This window comes from Evansella halocellulosilytica (genome assembly GCF_002335745.1).
Lineage (GTDB): Bacteria > Bacillota > Bacilli > Bacillales > Salisediminibacteriaceae > Bacillus_CA > Bacillus_CA halocellulosilytica.
Genome location: NZ_NIST01000001.1, coordinates 2430253 through 2453167, shown reverse-complemented (window position 1 = coordinate 2453167; position 22915 = coordinate 2430253). Strand labels below are relative to the sequence as shown.

Below are 22915 nucleotides of genomic sequence, written 5' to 3'. Positions count from 1 at the left end.
CACGTATAAAGAGGACAGTCCTAAATAATTGTTGGGCTGTCTTTTCGTTACCTCACTTTACATACATACAGTATGTATGTTAATCTAATATTACAATTTACTAATTAGGAGTGATTTTATGGTAACGAATAGCTTTTATCCAGTCATTCTATCGGACAATGTAAGTGAAAGCTCGAAGTTTTACAAAGATTATTTTTGTTTTAAAGCAGTTTTTGAATCTGATTGGTACGTCAGCATGATTTTAGAGAACGAGAAACAGACTTATGAATTTGCCATTTTAGACCGGACTCACTCTACTCTCCCTGACAGCTTCCGTAACTCAGTTCAAGGACTTATCCTCAACTTCGAAGTAGACGATGTTGATTCAGAATACGAACGTCTAATAGTGAAAGAAAACCTTCCATTGCACCTTCCGTTGAAAAATGAAGATTTTGGCCAAAGACATTTTATTACGAGTGACCCGAATGGTATCTTGATTGATATGATAAAAGTCATTCCACCTTCTGAGGAGTTTATCCATCAGTATACGGAAAATACTTGGTCAACTAATGGAGATTAAATAATGACAAAAACGATTGCATTAAAAGACTATTTCGGAGTTGAGTTAGCAGAACGTATCGCCGACTTAATCATGCCACACTACACTGATTTTCCTGCAGACCAATTTTGTTACTTCGTTGAAAAACAGACACCAGACTTAGAACTTAAAGGAAGAGTTGCAGTCATTGCCGAGAAATTAAAAGAATCATTGCCCGATGATTACCCAGAAGCATTAAACATCCTTTTACACATATTAGGTCCTGAAAATAAATCTGAACAAGGGATGTTTACAAACGGATATTTTCTTATGCCTGTCGCGTACTTTGTAGAAAAATACGGACTTGAACATCTTGATCTTTCGATGAGTGCTTTGTACGATATTACTAAACGTCACACGTCTGAATATACGATTCGTCCTTATTTAGTCCATTACCCAGATGAATGCCTCATACTTTTAAACAAGTGGGTTCATGACGATAATGTTCATGTTCGTAGGCTAGTAAGCGAAGGGTCACGTCCCCGTCTTCCGTGGGCGAAACGAATCAATTTATTAAACAATCGTATAGAAAATAACCTCTTACTACTTGAACCTTTATTAAACGACGATTCTTTCTACGTTCGAAAATCTGTCGCGAACCACTTGAACGATTTAACTAAAGATTATCGGACGGAAACGTTAGCTTGGCTCGAAGAACACTTAAATAATGGAGGCAAACATACGAAGTGGATGATGATGCATGCATTACGATCCCTTGTAAAAGTAAACGATGATGCTGCGTTACAATTATTAAACAAAGTTAACAAATCGTAACTGTATGAACTGGAGATTGAACGTATATGAAGAAAAATAAAGCAGAGACAGAAAAAACGATACGTAAACTTTTAAAAATTGCTCAGAACCATTTTACTGATAAGGGTTATGCCAATACATCGTTGGAAGAAATTGTTCATGAGGCAGAGCTCACTAGAGGTGCAGTTTACCATCATTTTCGTAATAAAAAAGGACTGTTTTATAAGGTCCTTGACAATGTTCAAAAAGAAATAGCCGACCGCATTGAAAAGGATGCCTCACAAAGCGATGATGTTTGGAAGCAGCTAGAGTATGGCTGCCGTGCCTTTATCACTTCGGCAGTCCAATCTCAAAACGTGCAAATTTTACTTATAGATGGTCCGGCTGTTTTAGGTTTGGAAAATTGGCGGTTATTGGATGAGCAAAACTCAATGAGGTTATTACGTGAACAGTTGGAATTCATGAAGGAACAAGGCCACTTGAAAGAAGTATCCATCGATGCCATGGTCCATTCACTATCTGGGGCAATGAATGAAGCTGTTTTATGGATAGCGAAAGAACCTAACAACGAACAATTAATTGAAGAAACGATGGTTATCATCGAGCTTATGCTTAAAGGCTTCAGTAAAGAAAATATTGATTTTGAATGATAGCGGAAGGCAGGAAACGTCATCATATCGCTTCCTGCCTTTTAACAATGTTGCTTATTGCTCACAGTCAGTTTGAATCTTCGACTCTTCTGATTCGTTCCTCTTTACTTAAAAAATCGCAAAACGTTTGAAAGGCTGTCATCGGATCTTTATTAACCTTTTCAATATACTGATCCTTCGTATCCTCTGGTACTAATGTACTTTTCACCATTCTCTTTTTGATATATTCAATGCTCGTTGTCTGAATTTCTTTATTTTTATAGATCGTTTCTTTATATAAAGCCATACCTAATGCTCCTAATAAAGAAAATGCAAAAATAATTACAAAATCATTGTTCCCCATCCCAAAGATAAAAAGAAACAGATTAACGATCGCGATTGACAGCATCGAAAAGGAAATAAACGTTAATATCGCACTTCTTTTCACTAATGGGGCAAGGTCAGTTTGGAGTTTTTCGACCTCTTTCTTTGTATAAGATGATAAATGATCAAGTTTTAAAGGCAGCATTAATAATCACTCCTTCATTTTATAAAACAAACTGCACCTTTTAAAAAAAAGATCTAGAAGATAAAAGATAATTTCCCCCATCGTTTCTTCCCTTTGACAACGATGGTCTCTTATATTATATAAAAGAAATATGAACTAAATATGAATATAAACGTTAAAATTTTATTAATAATAAATGTTGAAAATATCGCGTAAAGAAGGATAAACCTGATGTTATCCATTCCTTTATACGAGAGACCTCTGCTTCTATTACATACGGATTTTGATAGTATGACCCGTCACCGTCTACTAGCAAGCTACCTCTTTCGAGGACTTCATCTATTTCACTATTTACCTTTGCTGCAAACTCCTCGCTATCAATAACGACGACTGATTCAGTATTAAGAAAAGTACTTCTTGAATCGAAATTAAATGTACCAATAACGCTTATTCTGTCATCAAAAATGAATGTTTTCGTATGCAATGATTCTGCCGGACCTTGAAATTCATATAGTTTCACATTTGAATTTGCGATGTCCTCCCGATGAATCGTATAACCTGATTGTGCAATAACATTTGGAGAAGCAGCTAAAGAATTCGTTATCATCACAATATCTTCAGCAGATACGTTTTCTTTATTCATGTACTGCATCATCTTAGGAGTCGGAATAATATATGGACTTTGTAAAACAATTGATTTTTCTGCACTTTCTATTAGGTTAACAACTTCTCCCCAAACGATAGGCTCTTTATTTAAGCGTTCAATCGGATTATGGATAAACGAAACTCTATTCGTTGGGATCGATTCGTCCAACCAGTTGATATCTTGCTGAAACAGTTCATTGTTGTTCATTTGATACTGTTCAAGAAACGTTCTTAGTTCTGATGTTGCTTTTTCACCCCTGTTCAACTGACGATTCGTCTCCAACATCTTTGGCCTTTTTGAATAATTATGACTCCAAACGTGCTGGAAATATTGATGCATGTCATGAATGACAGTATCCTTTTTCTTTTCATTAGCATTAACAATGATGACATCACGATCATTTTTAGCCCCATCATAACCTTCAGATGCAAAGTAACTGTCTCCGATATTTCTTCCCCCAATGATCGCTAAATCATGATCAACAATCATCATTTTATCGTGAAGTCTATTGTTCCAGCTCCAAGGTCGTAATACATCTAAAGGTTCATATAATTTCAATTCTACATTCGGATGAAAGGCGAAAGCAGAAATAATATCCCGGTTTTCCCCTCTCAAATTATGGAATAACCCGTCAAGCAGCACCCGAACTTGAACACCTCGATCAGCAGCATCAATAATGCTGGCAAAAAAGACATCACTCGCTTTTCCAGAGTGCGTCGTATAATACGCGATATCCAGTGATGTTTCAGCATTCTCAATAAGGTTAATTCGTGCGATTGCTGCATCCATTCGATCTTCTATTAACACCACTCGATCTGTAGAAGAGCGCTCTTCGTATAAGCGTTCATTTTGCTTTTCTTCTGAACTAATTGAAGGTTGATGAAAATTAAAAAGGAGTACGCCAAAAATAAAAGCATATAAAGCATAAGCGATTACGATTCCGATAATCACTTTCATCATCCTATTTGCCTTTCTCATGTCATCATCACCACTTGCTTACATTGTTTGTCACACATCAGAACCACTTCTACTTTCAATTATATAATGCTAATATGTACAAATGATGAATATGTAAAGATAATCATACTTTTATAAACTGTACATTAACCCGACGGTGGAGAGACATAGCAACTATTTTTAAGTAAACAAATGGATCACCGCTTTTCTCCCACAAAGCAACTAGGAGAAATTGCTTTTCCCAAACTATTCAATAAGGACTTTAGTACAGTATCCTCCCTTTAAAATGTTTTTTAAACAATAGGTATACAAAATTAACACAACTTTCAGACTATTTTCCAAAAACTTAGTTTGTACACTGTACTAACTAAGTGACCTGTTGCTATAATTTAACATGGAGGTAATAGACAACCTCCCTTCTTTGAAGTTTTATGTAAGCCCTTTCTTTTAGCTGAACATTAATAAATTTAATGAAAGGAGGGTTCATTTAGGTCGCTACACCACATTTTTATGAAATCTATTATTTTTATAAAAGGAGGAATTTGATATGCTTAAATCTTTTAAAAAGATTATTGTTACAAGCCTTGCACTATCTCTATTAGTTGGAATGATCGGCAGTGCCTCTGCTCAAGGAGGACCACCTAAATCAGGAGTTTTTGGTGAAAATGAAAAAGGGAATGGCAATGTTGCACCTTTTGCTTGGCAAGTAGCATCTCTTGCTGACCGTTATGAACAGTCTTTCGATATCGGAGCTGCTGTTGAGCCGTATCAATTAAACGGAAGACAAGGTAAAATCTTGAAACATCATTACAATAGCCTCGTGGCAGAAAATGCAATGAAGCCTATTTCACTTCAGCCTGAAGAAGGTGAATGGAACTGGGAAGGAGCAGATCGAATTGTCGATTTTGCCCGTAAGCATGATATGGAGCTGCGTTTCCATACACTCGTTTGGCATAATCAAGTACCAGAATGGTTCTTTATTGATGAAGAAGGAAATCCAATGGTAGATGAAACAGACCCAGAAAAAAGGGAGAGCAATAAAGAGCTTTTATTAGAACGGCTCGAAACTCATATTAAAACCGTCGTACAACGATATAAAGATGATGTCACGTCATGGGATGTAGTGAATGAAGTCATTGACGATGGAACGCCTAATGAAAGAGGATTGCGTGAATCAATATGGTATCAAATCACTGGTGACGAATACATTAAAGTCGCATTTGAAACAGCAAGGAAATATGCTGGAGATGATGCGAAACTTTATATTAACGATTACAACACAGAAGTACAACCGAAAAGAGATCACCTTTATAACCTTGTAACTGACTTATTAGAACAAGGAGTACCCATTGATGGTGTTGGCCATCAAGCACATATCCAAATTGATTGGCCTTCAATTGAAGAAATAGAAGAGTCTTTTAACTTATTTACGGACTTAGGATTAGATAATCAAGTAACCGAGCTTGATGTTAGTTTATATGGATGGCCTCCAACACCAGCTTATGAAACGTATGAGGACATCGAAGAAAGCGATATTCAAGCTCAAGCCGATCGTTATGAACAGTTATTCGAATTATACGAGGAACTAGGTGCTGATATAAGCAGTGTCACATTCTGGGGAATTGCTGATAACCATACGTGGCTCGATGATCGTGCAACAGAACATAACGATGGTGAGCGAATCGATGCACCATTTGTCTTTGACCACAATTACAGAGTAAAACCTGCTTTTTGGAGAATTATTGAATAATGCCTCTTCCACAAAATTGAAGTTATTAGACAGCACTATGTATGTGAAAAAAGTGCTTGAATGGAAAGGTATCGAAGAATAACAAGTAGAGGCTGGGACAAAACCCAGTATAGAGTGAGGCTGTCCCAAAAGGTCGCTGAATAGCGACCTTTAGTGGACGGTCTCTTTTCTATTTCGTTTGATTTTTTATTGTTTTAGAGGACAGGTGGCCTGTTATCCTGCCATCTGCTCTCTCTTTTTTTCTTTTTGTTCTTTGAATTTATAATGTCTTTCCCATTTTAGAAAGTTATGGGCAATACAAAGAAGACCCCATTCCAGCGTAGTTTTGGAAAGGCCTCTCAGATGGAACCGATCAAAGCCCCGGTTATATTTTATTTGTCCAAAAACAGGCTCTACGTCACACTTTCTCTGCCGATAAAGCTGACTGCCAGTTTCCGTGTTCAGTCGATCACGAACCTGTCTTCGCTGCTCCTGATTTTTCATGGAAACACTGATGGTCTTGGTGTCATTTCCTTTAGCACATACTTCCTGGAAAGGGCAGCCGTGACAATCCACGCACCGGTAAACACGCTTGATAGTTGTATAACCGTTTTCAGTTTGGCGATTTGCCTTGTACTGAAACGTGAGACGCTTATTATTGGCGCATATCCACTCATCTTCATCCTCATCATATTGGAGATTTTCCACCCGTCCAACCTGATTTTTGAACTTTTTAGTCTGTTCTTTATCAAGCGTACTGTATTTCACAAAAGCTTCCATTTGCTTCTCTTCACAAAAGGAGTAATTTTCCTCGCTACCGTATCCTGAGTCGGCTATCAGATGCTCCGGCAGTGGTCGTCCGTATTTCTCTAAAAGTTCAAAATGGGGTTTTAGGCAACCAGGATCACCGGCACGCTGATGAAGACTAAACCCGGTAATAAACTGGTTTTCGGTTCCTGTCTGAATGTTGTAACCTGGCTTGAGTTGGCCATTACGCATATGGTCGTCTTTCATTCTCATAAAGCTGGCATCCGTATCCGTTTTAGAATAGCTGTTTCGCCCCGCCAGAATCTCTTTTTGTTTTTCATATTTTTCTTTTCGCGGAAGAAGGTCCTTCTCAAGCTGGCGCTTCGCTTTTTTAACCTCACGGTTTTTTGGTTCATCAACCAGTTTCTTTTCGAGATGGTTAATAGACTCTTTGATATCCTCTGAAGTAATTGGATCAGCCTCCAGTTTCTCTTGCTCGTCCAACTCTCCTGCGTGTTCCTCGTCTTGCTTGGTCACCTTTTCAATGCCCTGCATAATGGTGTGGTACTTTTCGTTGAGCTGACTGTCGTAGCGCTCTGTGGCTTTTCGCCAGACGAACGTATATTTATTGGCATTAGCTTCTACTTTGGTGCCATCAAGGAAGTAATCTTCTAACTTTACGAGGCCGTGATTCCGAAGGAGATCAACTATGGAAAAGAAAACTTCATAAATAATATCTTTCATCTTCTCGGAGCGAAAACGGTTGATCGTGCGAAAATCAGGCTTTTGATGACGGGCAAGCCACATAAAATAGATGTTTTCATTAAGTTGTTTTGCGATTTGTCTGGAGGAATAGATTTTCTGTGTATAGGCATAAAGGATAATCTTTAACATCATTTTGGGATGGTAAGGAGGACGGCCGCCGCCATCGTAACATTGATAGAGAATAGATTCATCCAGTTCTTCGACGGCTTGATTGACAATGCGGCAAACGTGATGGACAGGAATTTCTATTTCAAGATCCATTGGTAAGTATAGCTGATCCATGTTATAATCTTGGAAAGAAATATGATTATGTTTCATAAAGAAATCGCCTCCTGGTATGGTTTTGGTGTGGTGCTTTAATTATACCAAATGGGGCGATTTCTTTATTTTTCAATTTTATTAAAAAAGCTCGAAAGAGTGGCAGGCGGCGACTCCAGCGGGAAAAGCAACAGCTGAAGACCCCGCAGGGTGGTTTTCCCAAGGAGGCTGAAGTGTTGCCCGCGGAAAGCGTCCGCCTAGAGCGATTCGAGCGAACCTATTACATTTACTTCAATTAATTAGTTAAAACAAAGAGGGTGTCACCGAAAGCTAGGCTTTTGGGACACCCTCTTATTGTATTCAGCATTCTAATGGTTGATTGTTCAAAAGTACACTCGCTTGCCACGGGCAAGGCTTCAGCTAGCCGGGGTAAAACGCCCCGGCGGATCTTCTGCTCCTGCGGTTACTCGTCGCACAAGAGAAAGCTCTTGCTTTTCCCGCAGGCGTCTCATGATTTTTGAACAATCAAAGAATATGTACACAAAAAGGATACCTTCTGATAAAGTTAAATCACCACAACATAACAGAATCGGAGGTATCCTTATGATTAAAGATTATAACATGAATCAAGTGGTTATGCCGATGGACCTATTCCATAAACTTCCTGTCTTCGGATTTCTGAAGGCTAATTTGCATTTCACCCGAATGTCGGTGAGAGGCAAAGAACAGGTTCGAAATAGGATTTGCCCTAATGTCGGTGAACTTGAGAAAGTACACCGCCCGACAGTTTCATCAACCTATTTTAAATAACAAAACGGTGCCAACTATCGAAAAGCGATAATGGACACCGTTTTTTACTTAATTTGATACTGTTTTGTCCCAGCCACATATTTTATTTAAAAGGAATTTTGTATTGGGTTTGATTATTAAAAAAACCCTCGCTTACAATCCAGAGCACAAGTGCGACATCTACTCGTACTGCACTTCGTTTGTATTCGTAGTGTCTTCTTAATTATTTATTATTGGTATCAATTTATTATTTTCTATTGGCGATGATAGGACTATTAATGTAGTTGAATCTCCGAAGATTCCCATCCCGTTAATTGCAATCTCTAGCGAATGAAGTGTCTCAGCTACTATTTTTACCAAAAAGTTATATTGCCCGCTTATTCTATGCAATTCAACTACTTCAGTAGATTTATTACAAAAGTCCACAAATTTTTGACAGTTTTTAGTATGGAATAACAGAAAAGCTGTTATAGGTTTGTTTATTTTTTCTGCCCTCACAATAGCCCGATAATGGTCAATAATTCCCTTTTCTTCCATTCTTCGCACTCTTTCGGTGACTGCTGGTTGAGAAAGAGCAACCTCTTTTCCTAGTTCCGTCATCGATATTCGACCTTTCTCCTGTAATACCAAAAGAATTTCTTTATCTAATTTATCCACATTGGTTCCCACCTTTAATTTATAAGTAAAATTCTTAAAACAAAATAAATTTCAAACTAATACCAACATATTAACTGTTTTTCTTTATATAATTACTTCTTTTTATTATATAAAATTATTTACGAAGTTAATACTTTTATAAAAGGAGTTAAGACAACATGAAAAAAAATGAGCTATTAAATCCAATTAATATCGGTAACTGGTACTTGAAATCGAAAATTGTAATGGCTCCAATGACGAGGAGTTTTGCAAATAACAATACAGGCACTGTTGATAATGATATTGTCACCTACTATCGCAGAAGAGCCAAAGATGGTATTGGTTTGATTATTACAGAAGGTATTAATCCTTCACTTAGAGGTAGAGGAACTTTTGGTGTTCCTGGGCTGTACACAACTAGCCAAGTAGATGCATGGAGAAACGTAACTGAAGAGAATATAAGGGCTTTTATTCAAGTGTTTAAAGAATCAGGAATCGAAATTATACACCCCTCAACAAATAATTTCATTGAAAAAATGGCTAATGGCATGACTTTTCATCAACTTGTGAGGAAACATTGGGATGGGATTATTATTGGGGTGGGAAATTTAAATACAGATATTGCTTCTGAGGCGATTAAAAATGGTACAATTGACCTTGCTGCCTTTGGACGTCCTCTACTTGCTAATCCTGATTTCGTTCAGAAAATTAAAGAAGGAATTCCTATTAAACCCTATCAAGCAGCAATTGATTTAAAATACTTAAATTAGAAACATCTTTTTTTAGTAAAAACATCTATATTTTTGCTTTTTTAGTACCTTATTATTAAAAAATCTAGCCTATTCAATGTAGGCAAAAGAAAAGCCCTTTGCGTAAAATACCATGGACGCCATCCATCGAGATAGTGACCATAGTATTTTTTTGATCTTGTTTATGCTACTTGTTTCTTTTGGTGGCGTTTCCCCGCCGCCACCTTTCATATGTTATGAGCTAGGGCTACCTAACCGAACTCAACGTGGACTTTTTTCAGCCTCCGCAGGTGGAATCGCTGGAAGTCAAGGTTCTGTTTGACATGACCAAATACACTCGCCACGTCCGTTTTTCGACGCGCGTAGAGTGTTCGTCCGTGTTTCATCGACGGTGTCGGCAGCTTCGATGGCATCGTCCTGTGCCTTGAGTTCCTGTTCGACTTGTTGAGCGACTTCTTCTAGGCCTTTTCGGAAGATACGTTCGTGTGGAAATGTGTCATCTTTTCGTTTCAGGGATTCGATATTGAACGCGATGGCGTCTTCAATCGCCTTTTGATTCAGCCCCCTCATCATAAAATACCGTCGAATAACCCCCTTTCTTCTTTAAGTAAAAAAATTCACCATACTAGTAATTATCTTTAGTGTTCTTAAAAGTTGATTGATCAATGAAGAAATATTATTTCATATAACCCTCTACTAATTCATAACATCTTTCCTCTGTAAGATTTGCTAGCACAGTCACATATTCTAAATGTTCCTGCGTACCGCCTTCATATTTTAGCGACGCTTCCAATGCACTATCATCTCTATATTTTAACCAATTCCGCTGTTCTTTCCTTAATAGGTCCATTTCTTCTGGTGACAGTTGCTCGTCTAATGCTCCGTATATTTCATTCAACAATTCATCCCAAATATCCCATCTATCGTTCTCCACTTTTTTCAAAGCGTATGTCGATGAATCTACTGCTTCCAATTCCTCCGTTTCTTTTTTAGTACCAATTAATTTTTTCAGGTACTCACCTTTGAACCTCGCTTCAGTATTATTGGTAGATGGTTCTTCATCTTTTTTAGGTACATTGTTTGATGTATCCACTTTTTCGTTTGTATCGTTGTTGTCTGCGTTTATGGTGTCTGTATCAACATTGTCTGTGTTTAAAGCATTTTCTGTAGATTCTACATTAGAAGAATCGTCATTTGCATTTTGAGATGAGTTTTCACAAGCTGCTAATAAAATTACAAATACTATAGAAAACATTACCATTAAAGTTTCGCTATTGTTTTTCATAATATAACTCTCCCACTGTATTAAAATCCCTTATGTAGTTTTACCAAAATGACTCATAATTCTTTTACTAAACTAGCAATGTTTCCTTATCGGAAACCTGCTTTATTTTTGGCTACGTGTTAAAGTTCGTTGTTGTTTATGAATGATTTTGAGGAACAGAAGGCGACGACGCCAACGGGAATAGCGCCAGCTGAAGACCCCACAGGAGCGTTTTTGCGACGAAGAGGCTGAAGCGGTGCCCGTGGCAAGCGTTCGCCAGTAGTGACGAGAAATCAACAATAGACTTTAACAAAGCAATTATTTTAATACCAACTCCGCCACACATTCAACCTGCCCTGCTTGTGGGAACATATCAACTGGCTGCAACGATTTAAGCTTATAGCCGCCATTTGTCAAATCGTTGACATTTTTCGCTAACGTTGAAGGGTTACAAGAGACATAAACAATTCGCTTCGGTTTCGTTCGCAGGAAAGTTTCGATTAATGAGCGATCCAGCCCTGTTCGCGGTGGATCAACGACGACAACATCGGGAACCCAGCCGATTTTCTCCCACTTTGGAAGCCACGTTTCTGCTTTCCCTGTTACATAAAGGGCATGATCAATGCCATGATTTTTCGCATTTTTCCTAGCATCTTTAATCGACTCATCAATTACATCCATCCCACGTAACTCAGCTGCTTTATCAGCAAGCCATAAACCGATCGTTCCGACACCACAATAGGCATCCACAACTTTTTCTTTTCCGGTCAATGCAGCTACTTTTTTTGCTGCATCATAAAGCTTTTTCGTTTGAATCGGATTTAGCTGGAAAAACGCTCTCGCTGATAAATGAAAAGACAAATCTCCAAGCTTTTCTTCAATCTTCTCTTTTCCGTATAAAACATAGGTTTGATCGCCGAAAATGAGAGATGTCTTTTTAGGATTTACATTTTGAACGATCGAAGTGACATCCGGCAGCTCTTCCTTTATTCGTTCAACGAGTAAATCGCGTTTCGTAAAATTCTCTTTTGCTGTTACTAATACGACTTGATATTGGCCTGTTTCAAAGCCTATTCTCGTGACAACTGTTCTTATGACCCCACCCTTGCTTCTCTCATCGTAAACGGGGATACGCAAGTCAGCGACTAACGTTTTTACGACTTGGGTTATCTCATCTGTTTTTGGATGTTGTACGATACAGCCAGGTACATCGATGAGCTTATGACTGTTTGTGCTGTAAAGACCAGCAATCACTTTCCCATCGCGTTCGCCAACTCTCATTTGGCTTTTGTTACGATAACGCCACGGCTCGTCCATCCCGATCGTATCGTGAAAGTCCACGGCATCTAAATGAAGCTTCGTATAGCGTTCAAATGCTTGGCGTACAACATCTTTTTTTTCGCGGAGCTGTGCTTCATAGGACATATGCTGAAGCTGGCATCCGCCACATTCCCAATATACTGGACAAGGAGCTTCTTTACGATCTTTAGAAGGGGTTCTTAGTTTGACAATTTTTCCAGTCGCATATTTTTCGTGAACTTTCGTAACTTCGCAAACGATTACTTCTCCAGGAATCGCACCAGGTACAAAAACGACGTTTCGTTTGTAAAAACCAACTCCTTCTCCGTCAATCCCCATTCTTTTGATTGTTAACGGGAATTGTTGTCCTTTATGCATCGATGCTTTTTTTACTTTCGTCGGCTTTTTCAAAGCCTGTTTATTATTTCTCACATTTTCCACTCCGATCTTACTCTACTGCTTCAATACTCTCCCATAAATACAAGGATGCATATGTACGATACGGCTTCCACGCTTCAGACTTCTCGAGCATTTCTTCTAGTGGAGGTTTTTCACTACGTTTATAATACTTTTTCATAGCGTTTTGTATACCGATATCTTGGGCTGGAAATAAATCAAGCCTCCCAAGGCCGAACATAAGAAAATTCTCAGCCGTCCATTTACCAATGCCGCGAATGGCTACAAGCTTTTGAATTACTTCTTCGTCCGAAAGTGCTCGCAATTCATTTAAATTTAGCTGACCGTCTGCAATCAATTTTGATGTATCAATGACATATTCTGCTTTTCGCTGACTAAATTGCATTTCACGTAAATCAGCTACATTCAGTGTACTGACTTTTCCCGGTGTTGGATAAAACCATACACCATCTAATTCTTCACCGAAAGCTTTGACGAATCGTTCCGTTAATGTAATAGCAAATGCCATATTCAACTGTTGATGAATGATCGTTTTCATTAAACAACCGTATAATTGAAAATCACAGACAAACGGTGTGCCACGTAATGTTGAAAACAGACTGGCAAGTTCTGTCGTTTGAAAATATTCACATATTTTTTCTAGCGGAATATCCCAATGAAATATTTCATTCAGCCTGTGAATCACTTTTCCTTCATCAACAATATCATTCGTTTTTATGTGAAAACAAGGCTGTTCAAACGTACCCACGCTCCTAACCGTAACGACAATTCGTTCACTATTCACATACATTGGGACTTTTATTTGCATGTTGTCCCTGTCAATATCATTCAATGGGTCTAAAGATAATCGAATCAATGCTTGGTTAAAATTGTATGGGCCTGACACTTCTAATTGTCGATCCATCGTCACACCGCCTTCCTTCGTATCTTATCATAACATATCATTAGGCTTTCCTTAACTTGGAAGGCCGCTAGCGAGTGAACGTTTGATAGAATAGACGAGTGAAAAGATATTATAGATCGTGTTTCAAAAAGCGAGGCAATTAAGGGCTTGTTAATAAGAAGTGATCCTCGATCATTTTTCCATTTTTGTCCATCTCTTTTTGAACAATTTTTCTAAAGGGAGAGATTAGTCGTGTCATTCGCAACAGATGTAGCATCTATACACATTATGGCTGATGTGTATAAAAAGAAAAGCTTGTCAGAGATCTTACAAAAGACCGTAAACACACTTGAAGAAACCGTTCCTTATATTGATTGGGCTGGCATTTATTTTTACGAAGAAGATTCAAGTGTAAAATTGATGGCTGCTTCCAACAAAGAAGATGATCTTCGCTGGGAATCAAACAGTGAATTGAAATTCCCAATTAAAACGTCTGATGAAGAACAATTAGGAACTTTAATCGTACGTACAAAAGAAGCTATCGCTTTTGATGTTACGGATGTTTCTACATTAGAAACGATCGCACAGGCTATTGGTGAAACGAGCTTCGCAAATTAACCAAAAGTGATGGAGGGGTGTAACTCAAAAGTATTTTGAGGACACCCTTTCTTTCATTTTATAATCTAATAGAATTCGAAATAGCATAGAAAAACGAGCGGGGATATGTTTAATGAAAAATTCCAACTCGCTTTATCTTATTTAAGTTTTAATCCATGGAGGATTGAGACAGCTTCTTTTTTTGGTAAGAGGATATTTTAATCGTACTTTACGATGATTGATTTTGGATATATGATTCAAATTCTTTTTTCAAAACTAATTCATCCAAACTTTTAAATTCATACCCTTGTTCTCTCAGGTCATCAATCACTTTTCCTAAGGCATTGGCATTATCACTTGAAACTGAATGGAGCAGCAAAATTGCTCCTGGATGAACACGATTCATAATTGAGTCGTACGCATATTGCCATCCTCTTTGTTTATTTACTTCCCAGTCCATATAAGCAAAAGACCAAAACACATTGATATAGCCAAGATCAGCAGTTTTCGCAAGCGTTCTTTCACTAAATGTCCCACGTGGTGGACGCAAATATCTCATATCATCTTTACCTGTTAATTCTTCGTACAAAGATTGCAATGTTAACAGTTCTCTTTCTAACCGTTCGTCAGAAACTTCCGGCAGACTCGGATGATGGTATGAATGATTACCAATAATATGACCTTCGTCAACCATCCTCTGGATTAAATCTCGCTCTTTATCTAGATAGTGTCCAGTCACAAAAAATGCTGCAGGAACTTCTTTTTCTTTTAACACGTCTAACACTTTAATGGTGTAGCCATTTTCATAACCATTATCAAACGTTAAATAAAGTTCTTTTTTTGAAGTATCCCCTATGTAGAAGCCTCCATATTTTTCCAGGAGCTCTTCATATAATGGTTCTGTTGTAGCGGGCTCATTGTTTTTTGCTGGCTTAAAGTTCCAATTGTATGATTTATTATCTAAAGCTAATGCTTCACTCTGTATAGCAGTTAAACAAAATAAAATTAATACAATACATAAGATGTACTTTTTCAATTCTTCTTGCACCCTTTCATCATATCACTCCAATATGATGTAGTTTTTATCAAAAAGAAGAATTTAATTCATACACGGGTGAGTACGGATTTCATTTTTAATCGCTATGTTATTTTTCATTCATGATAGCTGAAAGGCTAAAAAAGATACGTGAGTAGCAATAAGCTGCTTTTCACGTATCTTTTTGGGCTTTGCTTTGATTAGGCAAACACTTTTTCTTTATGTTTTGCTAGACGTTCAAACGATGTTTTATCAACATCTTCATGAAGGCTATTCCCATGAGAGTCCATCGTAACAATGGCTGCAAATCCTTCAACTTTTAAATGCCACATCGCTTCAGGAATTCCAAATTCCATTAAGTCTACTCCGTCTACCTTTTTAATACAGTCTGCATAATATTGAGCTGCACCGCCTATTGCATTTAAATAGACACCGCCATGTTCTTCAAGTGCTTTTAAAGTTTTTGGTCCCATGCCACCTTTTCCAATAACGGCACGAATCCCGAACTTCTTCATAATGTCCCCTTGATAAGGTTCTTCACGAATACTCGTAGTTGGACCAGCGGCTTTCACGTGCCATTCTCCTTGCTTATCTTTTAACATGACCGGCCCACAGTGATAAATAATTTGGCCATCTAAATCAATCGGAGCGTCATGGTCCATTAAGTGGTGGTGAATGGCATCTCGCCCAGTGTGAAGATCACCATTAATGATAACGACATCTCCAACTTTCAATTCGCGAATTTGCTCTTCTGTAATAGGAGCTTGTAAGACAACTTCTTTACGTTCATCACTTTCGTCCTTCTGATCACTTTTATCATCTGCAAACGTAATTTTTTCTCCATCTTTATACATCCACTCTTGTATGCTGCCGGTTTCAGCATCAAGTGTCGCACCTAGACGTCTAAACGCCCAACAGTTATAAGCAACAGAGACGAAAAAGCTTGCTGGAAGGCGGTTCATCGAGCCTGCCTTACATCCAAGAAGTGTTGCTTCACCGCCAAAGCCCATCGTTCCAATCCCAAGAGTATTTGCTTTCTCCAGTATATAATCTTCAAGTTGTGCCAATTTTTCATTCTCGTTCTCATCATTTACATCACGAAGCAGTTGTTTTTTTGCAAGCTCGTAACTGGAAATTCGGTCTCCGCCTATACCAACGCCAATAAATCCGGCACTGCACCCTTGACCTTGAGCTTGATAGACTGAATGGAGAACACATTTACGAATCCCGTCAAGATCACGTCCTGCACGACCTAATCCTTCGATTTCCATCGGGAGGCTGTATTGAATATTTTTATTTTCACAGCCACCCCCTTTAATAATAAGGCGAGCATCTATGTAATCTTTTTCCCGCTGTTCGAAGTGAATAATCGGTGTTCCTGGACCGATATTATCGCCACTGTTTTCACCTGTCAGTGAATCAACTGAGTTTGGACGTAATTTTCCGTCTTTTGTTGCTTGACGTATGGCACTATGGATCGCTTCTTTCATTTTAATTTGATTTGCTCCAACCGGAACTTTAATTTCAAATGTTAACATTCCTGTGTCTTGGCAAATCGGTAATACGTGCTCGTCTGCCATATCAATATTTTCAGTAATTGTTGATAAAGAAAGCGCAGCTCTTGTCCCTTTATTTTCTCTCTCTTTTGCCTCTTTGATTGCACGGCGAACATCATAAGGCAGATTTGTCGATGTTTCGACAACTAATTCATACATGCTTTGTTGAAAATTTTTCACGACTCATCCAACTCCTTTTCTATCATTCATCTATATTATACTATGAAACCCTTTACAGTTGGCGGTATATTTTGAAAGGGTCGACAAATGAAATGGGAAATGTATCCAGGTGCCTGGCACCTGGATACATTTCCCATATGGTTTAATAAAGCACGGTCGAGGATCGTAAGTTTTCGCCTTTTTCTAAATGATCGGTTCGGTTTGTATAATGAAATTTCACTTGATTTTTTTCATCATATTCTACGAGGTTCACTCCAGTATTTCCAATGATAAATGGGCGGTCAAGGTTATACCAGCTATCTCCAGCGATCATGTACATAAGTAGGATACTAATAAAACCGCCGTGTGAAACGAGAGCAATCGTGTCGTTTTTGTGGGCTGCTCTCAATTGTTCAAGGACGTAGCCACAACGCGTCGTAATTTCTTCACGTGTTTCACTGCCTTTTACACCAGACAATAATAATGACCCTGTGCCTAAATTAGGATACTCTGTTTTTAACTGTTGACGTGTTTTTCCTTCTAGTGGACCTAGCCCTACTTCTCTTAACTTATCCCACCGTTGAACCGTTAATGGATGGTGCTTTTCAATCCCTTTAGCTGTATCATAAGCACGATCTAAATCACTTGAATAGATCGCATCTAAATGAATGGTTGAAAAAAACTCCCCAGCAAGTTCAGCTTGTTTTTTTCCTAAACTAGTTAACTGAAAGTTCGCATGACCTTGAATAATTCCTTTTTCATTCGCTTCTGATTGTCCATGTCTTACTAAATAAAGCTTCACTCGATTAACCTCCCAACGTTTATCAAACGATCATCACATTTGTAAAAGCGTACATTCACTATATAATTTTCCATTGTATAATCATCTGTGAAAAAACAAAAGAGATAACTCTTTTTTATGCAATCGTTCTTCGTTACTAATATATTTTTTTCGCCTAACTACTTTTAATTTTATCAAAGTCTTGTTTCAATAAAGAGTACATATATAAATTATCAAATTTTCCACATGTGAATTCATAATTCCTTAATAATCCCTCTCTAATAAAACCCATTTTTTCTACTAACTTTTGTGATGATAAATTAGGAGGCTCGATTAAAGCCTCTATTCTATTAAAATTCATACGTTCAAATCCGTACCTTATTATAGCCTCAACGGCTTCAACAGCTATACCTTTTCCCCACTGATCTTTACTCAATTCAAAACCAATTTCAGTACGGAAATGCTGAGAAACAATGTTATGAAAACCGCAACTGCCAATTACAATTCCTTGCTCTTTTAACGTAATTCCCCATCTAATACCAGTTTTATTGCTTTGTATTGATTGATACCACGAAATTTCATCTAGAGCATCATTTATAGATTTGAAAGGTGCTAATCCATAATACTTCACTACTTCTTTATCAGACAGATAATTCAGTATGCTTTTCGCATCCTCTTTGTTAACTTTCCTTAACAGTAATCTTTTAGTCTCAAGTAAGGGAAATGTATCATTATCTAGGGACATAATAACCTCTCCTCAATTTATATTATTTTTAAGATTCTTCCCGTTTGTAGAAAAAGGGCTGCAACAGCTTCTTTTGCTATCTCTTCCCGTTAGTTGAAGTGAATTCCTTCACAATGTTTTAGATTTCAGAACATAGTATTTCTAATTCTCCCAAGCAGAGTAATAACCTGGATTTTATGATTTCTCTATTCCCCATTTGTTGAATTATTTTATTATTTAGATTACCTTTATTTAATATTTCAAAATGCTCATGAGCTTCCTGGAGTGTCTATTAAGTATATTCGCTCATTAACAACCTCTCATTTTGAATTGTAAATTCATAGCTAGTGTGATTTTAAAAGTATCCTTGTATAAATCCATCTGCTATTTCATGAAGGATATTAACTTTATTATAATATGCATGATTTAAGTATCTTGGAGCATTTGCAAAAGCAGGTAAAAGAAATTTTTAACAAAAAACAAAGTAAGCTGCATATTTTAAATCAAAATCTAACTTTGGAAATGGGTCAATAATTGATATTTTATCAAGATTTAAGATTAAATTTTCTGGTGTAATGTCTTGATTTACTAGTGAGATTTTTTGAATCTGTTTTCTTCTATTATCAATCAAATATTTAGTATACTTAATAACTTTTTCTTTATTAAAAGTATTTAGATCATTCAAGGCTGTTAAGTATATCATATAATTATACCATGATAATATTCCCGTGTACTTCATAAAAAGTATTAACGAAATAAATGAATCAGGCAAATATGTAATGTATTCTTTAGTAGCAAAAACGAGACCAATCCAATAAATGAAAAGGCCTCGTTTTCCTAAGTTATTTTAATTTTCTCTTTCTAAACAGAACTCCTGACTCTGTTGAGTTCCTCGATTAAACTTCGTTATTCCTCTGTTGTTTCCTCGTCACCTTCAACCTCTTCTAGGTCGTCTGCTGACATTTCCTCATCTGACTCATATGAGAGTGCTAATGCAATCGCAGTAGCCTCCACTTCTACATCAACATTCGTTGGCAGTTGAATCGTTACGATATAACGTCCATTTTCAGTAATTTCATAGAATGAATATTGACGATATTCTTGACCATCAATATTTTCTGGGAAGTTTCCAGGGCGACTTGCATCCCCTTCTACTTCAGCGTAAAAATGGAATGGTGTACTTTCATCAAGAAGATGCAGCTCAGCAGTTTCAACATGACCACGATTTTCGAGCATACGCTGCTCCATGTCCATTTCACTTTCAACGTTAACAGGACGAGTAATCGGTTCTCCCCCGTCTAAAATAAGGTTTTCTTCAATTTCAAAGTAGACATCTTGTAAATCATGATCTTCGTCTTCATATACAGCAAAAGCAATTGGCTGGCCCTGTTCTGTATAATCAAAGGTCATGCCTTCAAGCTGCTTCACTTCCTTATCAAAACTTGTTGAATAGATCGATGCATCATGAACAACTTCTTCACCATCAACATCAACACGAAGTTCATCGTCAGCTGATTCTAATACGGTAAAAGGCATTCCAGCTTCTGCTTCTTCAGCACCTTCTTCATTCGTTGTATCTTCTTCTGTCTCTTCCACACCCTCTTCTGTGTCGTCTTCGTCTGGAGCACCTGTTTGTTCTGTTTCTTCTTCAGTCGAGCCACAAGCAACAAGAGCGAAGGATAAAGAACCTAAGGCTAAAGTCTTTAAAAATCGATTCATTATATTGTTCCCCCTAAAAAATTTAATCCTATTGGATTATAACAATTTTCCGAAAAAAGAGTAAGTAAAATCTGAATACTAGAATGTTTTGAGTTATTTTAAGATATCAAAACAACGACAGTAGCAATGTTTCGTTGCTCTAAATAAAAATGTAAAAAATTATGTGATTTCTTTAAAAGTTGCTTTTATCTTTAGGAGAAAAGATCTTTTAAACAAAACTTGGCTTATCGTTAAAGAGTTTCTAAGCTAGCGAATTAATCTGCCCTAAAAATTCTTATGCTTTCGTGCAAGCCTGAGTTTCAGTTATTAGTTATACGATCAGCCATAGGTTTTATCAATTTTGATACTAAAACATAAAAAGGACGACGTTTAAGTCGACCTTCCACATTATTCCCCATCTATTTCTTTTCGGTAGCTCTGACATTGTTTTTCTAATTCATCAAGTTTTTCAATAATACGATCAATGTCTTCCACTCCTGCTTTTTCAGGATCAATAGAATCCAGCATTTTTACAAGATGTTCCATTCGTTGGTGAAGAAGGCTCATCTTCTCTTCCTTCCCCATTTGCATGTTATTCATGTAAGTGCCCCTTTCTAATATGCAATTCGAACCGTTTTTTACGAAAAATTAAGTTGTTTCGGCTTTTCGACAATGTCAAAGTATATCAAAGATTCTTCCCTTTTCATAGACTTTCCTCTAATCATTCCATTCTCAATCAACGAAAAATCATGTATGATGATTAACGATGTGTTAATTCGGAAAGGACGTTTTAAATGCTAAACACAAAACCACCAATTACCCCTTCTTACGATCCGTGGGAAGCTTATCTAGATATAAAAGAATATGGAGAACAGCGCTTAACAAATGTAGAATTTACGACAACAAATTTGTGTAATATGCGATGTGAGCATTGTGCAGTAGGCTATTCGCTGCAGACGAAAGACCCTGATGCTTTGCCACTTGATCTATTCATTCGAAGACTGGATGACATTCCGCACCTTCGTTCTTTAAGTATTACAGGCGGTGAACCGATGCTATCGATGAAATCTGTCAAAAACTATGTTGTGCCTTTGTTAAAGTATGCCCACGAAAGAGGGGTTCGTACTCAAATCAATTCGAATTTAACGTTGCCAGTTGAACGATATGAATTGATCGTTCCATACTTAGATGTTTTGCACATTTCACATAATTATGGAAGTGTTGAAGATTTTACAGACATTGGTTTTGCGGTTATGGAGCGAAAGCCTTCTATGAAACAGCGGCAAACTTACTTTAAACAGATGGTTGAAAACAGCAAATATTTAACGAGCAAAGGTGTAACGGTTTCTGCTGAGACGATGATCAATAAACGAACGTTACCACACCTTGAAAATATTCATGATCAGATTATTGAAATGGGCTGTCAACGCCATGAAGTACACCCGATGTACCCTAGCGACTTTGCAAGTGCTTTGTCAATTGCGACGTTAGATGAAATACGTCAAGGAATCCACCGGTTGTTAGACCATCGAGATAAACAGGTTTGGATGCTGTTTGGAACGTTACCATTTTATCCTTGTAATACGAGTAAAGAAGATCAGAACTTACTTCGAAGACTGTATAACGAAGAAAATGTCACCGTTCGAAATGATCCAGATGGTCGTTCGAGGCTGAATGTCGATATTTTTGATGGCAGTATTAACGTCACTGACTTTCATGATGCTGAGCCACTAGGAAATATCGAAGATACGACATTTATTGAAGCGTATAACCGCTGGAAAAAGTCAAGCCTTGCAGAAAGCATTGATTGCCATTGCCCTGCTGCCGAATGTCTTGGTCCGAATTTACTCGTAAAAAATGCATATTACAAAGAAGTAGACTTTACGACACGAAAAGCACTCGTAACGAAATAAATGGAAAAAGACAACCAGGTGCCAGGCACCTGGTTGTCTTTTCCATTTTTGTTCTTTTTTAGCGGGGTTGATTCGTGCTTTGCAGTTTTAAGTTAATATGATCCTGAATCGGAATCCATGCTCCGATACCTTGCTGTGTTACATTTTTCACTTCAAGCCACGTGTTATCTCTTTTAATTCTTAAGTAGACTTCACCATAAGTGACTTTCCCTTTTTCATTTACAGCTGGTGCAAATGCCGTTAAGTAGCCCATCGTTTTTGCCGGCACATTGTAAACACGCTCTGCTTTCGTCCCATATCCGATCACTGTGGAAAAACTTAGCGGTAAATTCGTTTTCTCCATCGCTTTAATCATCATCATTTTTTGGACGGTATCACCATTCGGAACTTCAGCTGTTAATCCACCTTTAATCCGCTTCTGCTGCTCTTGGCTGTACGATATTTTCTTTGAATCTTTGCCACCGCGATTATCAACCATATTTGTATTTACCTTTTCGAAATCCCAGTTAATTTTCGTTTCATCTGACTCATAAGCTAACGGCCATTGACCTAAATAGATCGAAACGTTCATATCGAACCCTAACTTTGACCCTTTTATCGCAGATTCATTAAAAATTTTTATAAGCTCTGGATTTTCAATCGTTATCTCTGTTGACTGTAATAATTCATCCGCTAATTCACTCGGTTTTAACCGTGGGAGATCTTGAGTAGGATTCGGATATGTGTTTTCCTTCGATATTTCCACTGCAGAATCCGGAATCAGCTTACCCTCTTCCTCTTCGTCCTGTTCTTCCGCAAATACATTCGTCATAAAAAAAACATGCACAAGTAATGAAAATACGAGT

The 22915-nt window shown here is 37.6% G+C and carries 22 protein-coding genes; 8 read left to right on the top strand and 14 right to left on the bottom strand.

What is annotated here, in order from left to right; translation table 11 throughout:
- Positions 1-118: 118 nt before the first annotated feature.
- The 3 genes from CD001_RS11615 to CD001_RS11605 are packed head-to-tail and all read left to right on the top strand — an operon-like array spanning position 119 to position 1980.
- Positions 119-559, top strand: a complete 441-nt coding sequence (locus tag CD001_RS11615; protein ID WP_096187893.1) for a VOC family protein — start codon at positions 119-121, stop codon at positions 557-559.
- Between the two features lie 3 nt (positions 560-562).
- The gene (locus CD001_RS11610; RefSeq protein ID WP_096187892.1) at positions 563-1351 is read left to right on the top strand and encodes a DNA alkylation repair protein; all 789 of its coding nucleotides are present in this window, start codon (positions 563-565) and stop codon (positions 1349-1351) included.
- 26 nt (positions 1352-1377) lie between these two features.
- Complete coding sequence (locus CD001_RS11605; RefSeq protein ID WP_096187891.1) at positions 1378-1980, top strand: TetR/AcrR family transcriptional regulator; 603 nt, start codon at positions 1378-1380, stop codon at positions 1978-1980.
- A gap of 67 nt (positions 1981-2047) precedes the next feature.
- On the opposite strand, the gene CD001_RS11600 is transcribed toward CD001_RS11605, so the two are convergent.
- A complete protein-coding gene (locus CD001_RS11600; protein ID WP_096187890.1) occupies positions 2048-2488 on the bottom strand; it encodes a DUF5392 family protein in 441 nt (146 codons plus the stop codon).
- A 154-nt stretch (positions 2489-2642) separates the two neighbouring features.
- Entirely contained in the window at positions 2643-4091 is a 1449-nt protein-coding gene (locus tag CD001_RS11595) for a phospholipase D-like domain-containing protein (protein WP_096187889.1), read from the bottom strand.
- 526 nt (positions 4092-4617) lie between these two features.
- On the opposite strand from CD001_RS11595, the gene CD001_RS11590 reads away from it, so the two are divergent.
- Positions 4618-5820, top strand: coding sequence for an endo-1,4-beta-xylanase (locus tag CD001_RS11590; RefSeq protein WP_179298712.1), 1203 nt, complete (start codon positions 4618-4620; stop codon positions 5818-5820).
- Positions 5821-6033: 213 nt separating this feature from the next.
- Here CD001_RS11590 and CD001_RS11585 read toward each other — a convergent pair whose 3' ends face one another.
- The gene (locus CD001_RS11585; protein ID WP_096187580.1) at positions 6034-7629 is read right to left on the bottom strand and encodes an IS1182 family transposase; all 1596 of its coding nucleotides are present in this window, start codon (positions 7627-7629) and stop codon (positions 6034-6036) included.
- Positions 7630-8172: 543 nt separating this feature from the next.
- On the opposite strand from CD001_RS11585, the gene CD001_RS26410 reads away from it, so the two are divergent.
- The gene (locus tag CD001_RS26410; protein ID WP_096187888.1) at positions 8173-8379 is read left to right on the top strand and encodes a hypothetical protein; all 207 of its coding nucleotides are present in this window, start codon (positions 8173-8175) and stop codon (positions 8377-8379) included.
- A gap of 198 nt (positions 8380-8577) precedes the next feature.
- On the opposite strand, the gene CD001_RS11575 is transcribed toward CD001_RS26410, so the two are convergent.
- Complete coding sequence (locus CD001_RS11575; protein ID WP_096187887.1) at positions 8578-9015, bottom strand: Lrp/AsnC family transcriptional regulator; 438 nt, start codon at positions 9013-9015, stop codon at positions 8578-8580.
- 158 nt (positions 9016-9173) lie between these two features.
- On the opposite strand from CD001_RS11575, the gene CD001_RS11570 reads away from it, so the two are divergent.
- Positions 9174-9764 (top strand): oxidoreductase, encoded by a 591-nt coding sequence (locus CD001_RS11570; RefSeq protein ID WP_096187886.1) that lies wholly within the window; start codon positions 9174-9176, stop codon positions 9762-9764.
- A 655-nt stretch (positions 9765-10419) separates the two neighbouring features.
- On the opposite strand, the gene CD001_RS11560 is transcribed toward CD001_RS11570, so the two are convergent.
- The 3 genes from CD001_RS11560 to CD001_RS11550 form a co-directional block, all read right to left on the bottom strand.
- Complete coding sequence (locus CD001_RS11560; protein WP_096187884.1) at positions 10420-11028, bottom strand: lysozyme inhibitor LprI family protein; 609 nt, start codon at positions 11026-11028, stop codon at positions 10420-10422.
- A 297-nt stretch (positions 11029-11325) separates the two neighbouring features.
- A complete protein-coding gene (gene rlmD / locus CD001_RS11555; RefSeq protein ID WP_096190583.1) occupies positions 11326-12684 on the bottom strand; it encodes a 23S rRNA (uracil(1939)-C(5))-methyltransferase RlmD in 1359 nt (452 codons plus the stop codon).
- 70 nt (positions 12685-12754) lie between these two features.
- Complete coding sequence (locus tag CD001_RS11550; protein WP_096187883.1) at positions 12755-13627, bottom strand: DNA-3-methyladenine glycosylase family protein; 873 nt, start codon at positions 13625-13627, stop codon at positions 12755-12757.
- A 231-nt stretch (positions 13628-13858) separates the two neighbouring features.
- Here CD001_RS11550 and CD001_RS11545 point away from each other — a divergent pair, with 231 nt between their 5' ends.
- Complete coding sequence (locus tag CD001_RS11545) at positions 13859-14224, top strand: GAF domain-containing protein (RefSeq protein ID WP_096187882.1); 366 nt, start codon at positions 13859-13861, stop codon at positions 14222-14224.
- Positions 14225-14432: 208 nt separating this feature from the next.
- Here the strand turns inward: CD001_RS11545 and pdaA are convergent, their stop codons facing one another.
- From pdaA to CD001_RS11510, 6 genes are all read right to left on the bottom strand, one after another.
- Positions 14433-15239 (bottom strand): delta-lactam-biosynthetic de-N-acetylase, encoded by an 807-nt coding sequence (pdaA, locus tag CD001_RS11540; protein ID WP_096190582.1) that lies wholly within the window; start codon positions 15237-15239, stop codon positions 14433-14435.
- Between the two features lie 200 nt (positions 15240-15439).
- Positions 15440-16954 (bottom strand): fumarate hydratase, encoded by a 1515-nt coding sequence (locus tag CD001_RS11535; RefSeq protein WP_407081142.1) that lies wholly within the window; start codon positions 16952-16954, stop codon positions 15440-15442.
- 163 nt (positions 16955-17117) lie between these two features.
- Positions 17118-17756 (bottom strand): histidine phosphatase family protein, encoded by a 639-nt coding sequence (locus CD001_RS11530; RefSeq protein ID WP_096187880.1) that lies wholly within the window; start codon positions 17754-17756, stop codon positions 17118-17120.
- 154 nt (positions 17757-17910) lie between these two features.
- Entirely contained in the window at positions 17911-18480 is a 570-nt protein-coding gene (locus tag CD001_RS11525) for a GNAT family N-acetyltransferase (RefSeq protein ID WP_096187879.1), read from the bottom strand.
- Between the two features lie 885 nt (positions 18481-19365).
- On the bottom strand, positions 19366-20178 hold the full coding sequence (locus tag CD001_RS11515) for a hypothetical protein (protein WP_096187877.1): 813 nt from the start codon (positions 20176-20178) through the stop codon (positions 19366-19368).
- 387 nt (positions 20179-20565) lie between these two features.
- On the bottom strand, positions 20566-20757 hold the full coding sequence (locus CD001_RS11510) for an SE1561 family protein (RefSeq protein ID WP_096187876.1): 192 nt from the start codon (positions 20755-20757) through the stop codon (positions 20566-20568).
- Between the two features lie 194 nt (positions 20758-20951).
- Between CD001_RS11510 and yfkAB the strand changes: the two genes are divergently transcribed.
- Complete coding sequence (gene yfkAB / locus CD001_RS11505; protein ID WP_096187875.1) at positions 20952-22070, top strand: radical SAM/CxCxxxxC motif protein YfkAB; 1119 nt, start codon at positions 20952-20954, stop codon at positions 22068-22070.
- Between the two features lie 58 nt (positions 22071-22128).
- On the opposite strand, the gene CD001_RS11500 is transcribed toward yfkAB, so the two are convergent.
- On the bottom strand, positions 22129-22881 hold the full coding sequence (locus CD001_RS11500; protein ID WP_096190581.1) for a YfkD famly protein: 753 nt from the start codon (positions 22879-22881) through the stop codon (positions 22129-22131).
- Between the last annotated feature and the right edge of the window lie 34 nt (positions 22882-22915).

Excerpts from the sequence above, each read along its gene's own strand:
- CD001_RS11615 (WP_096187893.1), top strand. The coding sequence starts at position 119 with ATGGTAACGAATAGCTTTTATCCAGTCATTCTATCGGACAATGTAAGT.
- CD001_RS11515 (WP_096187877.1), bottom strand. The coding sequence starts at position 20,178 with ATGAATCGATTTTTAAAGACTTTAGCCTTAGGTTCTTTATCCTTCGCT.
- yfkAB (WP_096187875.1), top strand. The coding sequence starts at position 20,952 with ATGCTAAACACAAAACCACCAATTACCCCTTCTTACGATCCGTGGGAA.
- CD001_RS26410 (WP_096187888.1), top strand. The coding sequence starts at position 8,173 with ATGATTAAAGATTATAACATGAATCAAGTGGTTATGCCGATGGACCTA.
- CD001_RS11570 (WP_096187886.1), top strand. The coding sequence starts at position 9,174 with ATGAAAAAAAATGAGCTATTAAATCCAATTAATATCGGTAACTGGTAC.
- CD001_RS11500 (WP_096190581.1), bottom strand. The coding sequence starts at position 22,881 with ATGACGAATGTATTTGCGGAAGAACAGGACGAAGAGGAAGAGGGTAAG.
- CD001_RS11610 (WP_096187892.1), top strand. The coding sequence starts at position 563 with ATGACAAAAACGATTGCATTAAAAGACTATTTCGGAGTTGAGTTAGCA.
- CD001_RS11600 (WP_096187890.1), bottom strand. The coding sequence starts at position 2,488 with ATGCTGCCTTTAAAACTTGATCATTTATCATCTTATACAAAGAAAGAG.
- CD001_RS11605 (WP_096187891.1), top strand. The coding sequence starts at position 1,378 with ATGAAGAAAAATAAAGCAGAGACAGAAAAAACGATACGTAAACTTTTA.
- rlmD (WP_096190583.1), bottom strand. The coding sequence starts at position 12,684 with ATGCATAAAGGACAACAATTCCCGTTAACAATCAAAAGAATGGGGATT.
- CD001_RS11585 (WP_096187580.1), bottom strand. The coding sequence starts at position 7,629 with ATGAAACATAATCATATTTCTTTCCAAGATTATAACATGGATCAGCTA.
- CD001_RS11550 (WP_096187883.1), bottom strand. The coding sequence starts at position 13,627 with ATGGATCGACAATTAGAAGTGTCAGGCCCATACAATTTTAACCAAGCA.
- CD001_RS11535 (WP_407081142.1), bottom strand. The coding sequence starts at position 16,954 with ATGTATGAATTAGTTGTCGAAACATCGACAAATCTGCCTTATGATGTT.
- CD001_RS11560 (WP_096187884.1), bottom strand. The coding sequence starts at position 11,028 with ATGAAAAACAATAGCGAAACTTTAATGGTAATGTTTTCTATAGTATTT.
- CD001_RS11590 (WP_179298712.1), top strand. The coding sequence starts at position 4,618 with ATGCTTAAATCTTTTAAAAAGATTATTGTTACAAGCCTTGCACTATCT.
- CD001_RS11525 (WP_096187879.1), bottom strand. The coding sequence starts at position 18,480 with ATGTCCCTAGATAATGATACATTTCCCTTACTTGAGACTAAAAGATTA.
- CD001_RS11510 (WP_096187876.1), bottom strand. The coding sequence starts at position 20,757 with ATGAATAACATGCAAATGGGGAAGGAAGAGAAGATGAGCCTTCTTCAC.
- CD001_RS11595 (WP_096187889.1), bottom strand. The coding sequence starts at position 4,091 with ATGAGAAAGGCAAATAGGATGATGAAAGTGATTATCGGAATCGTAATC.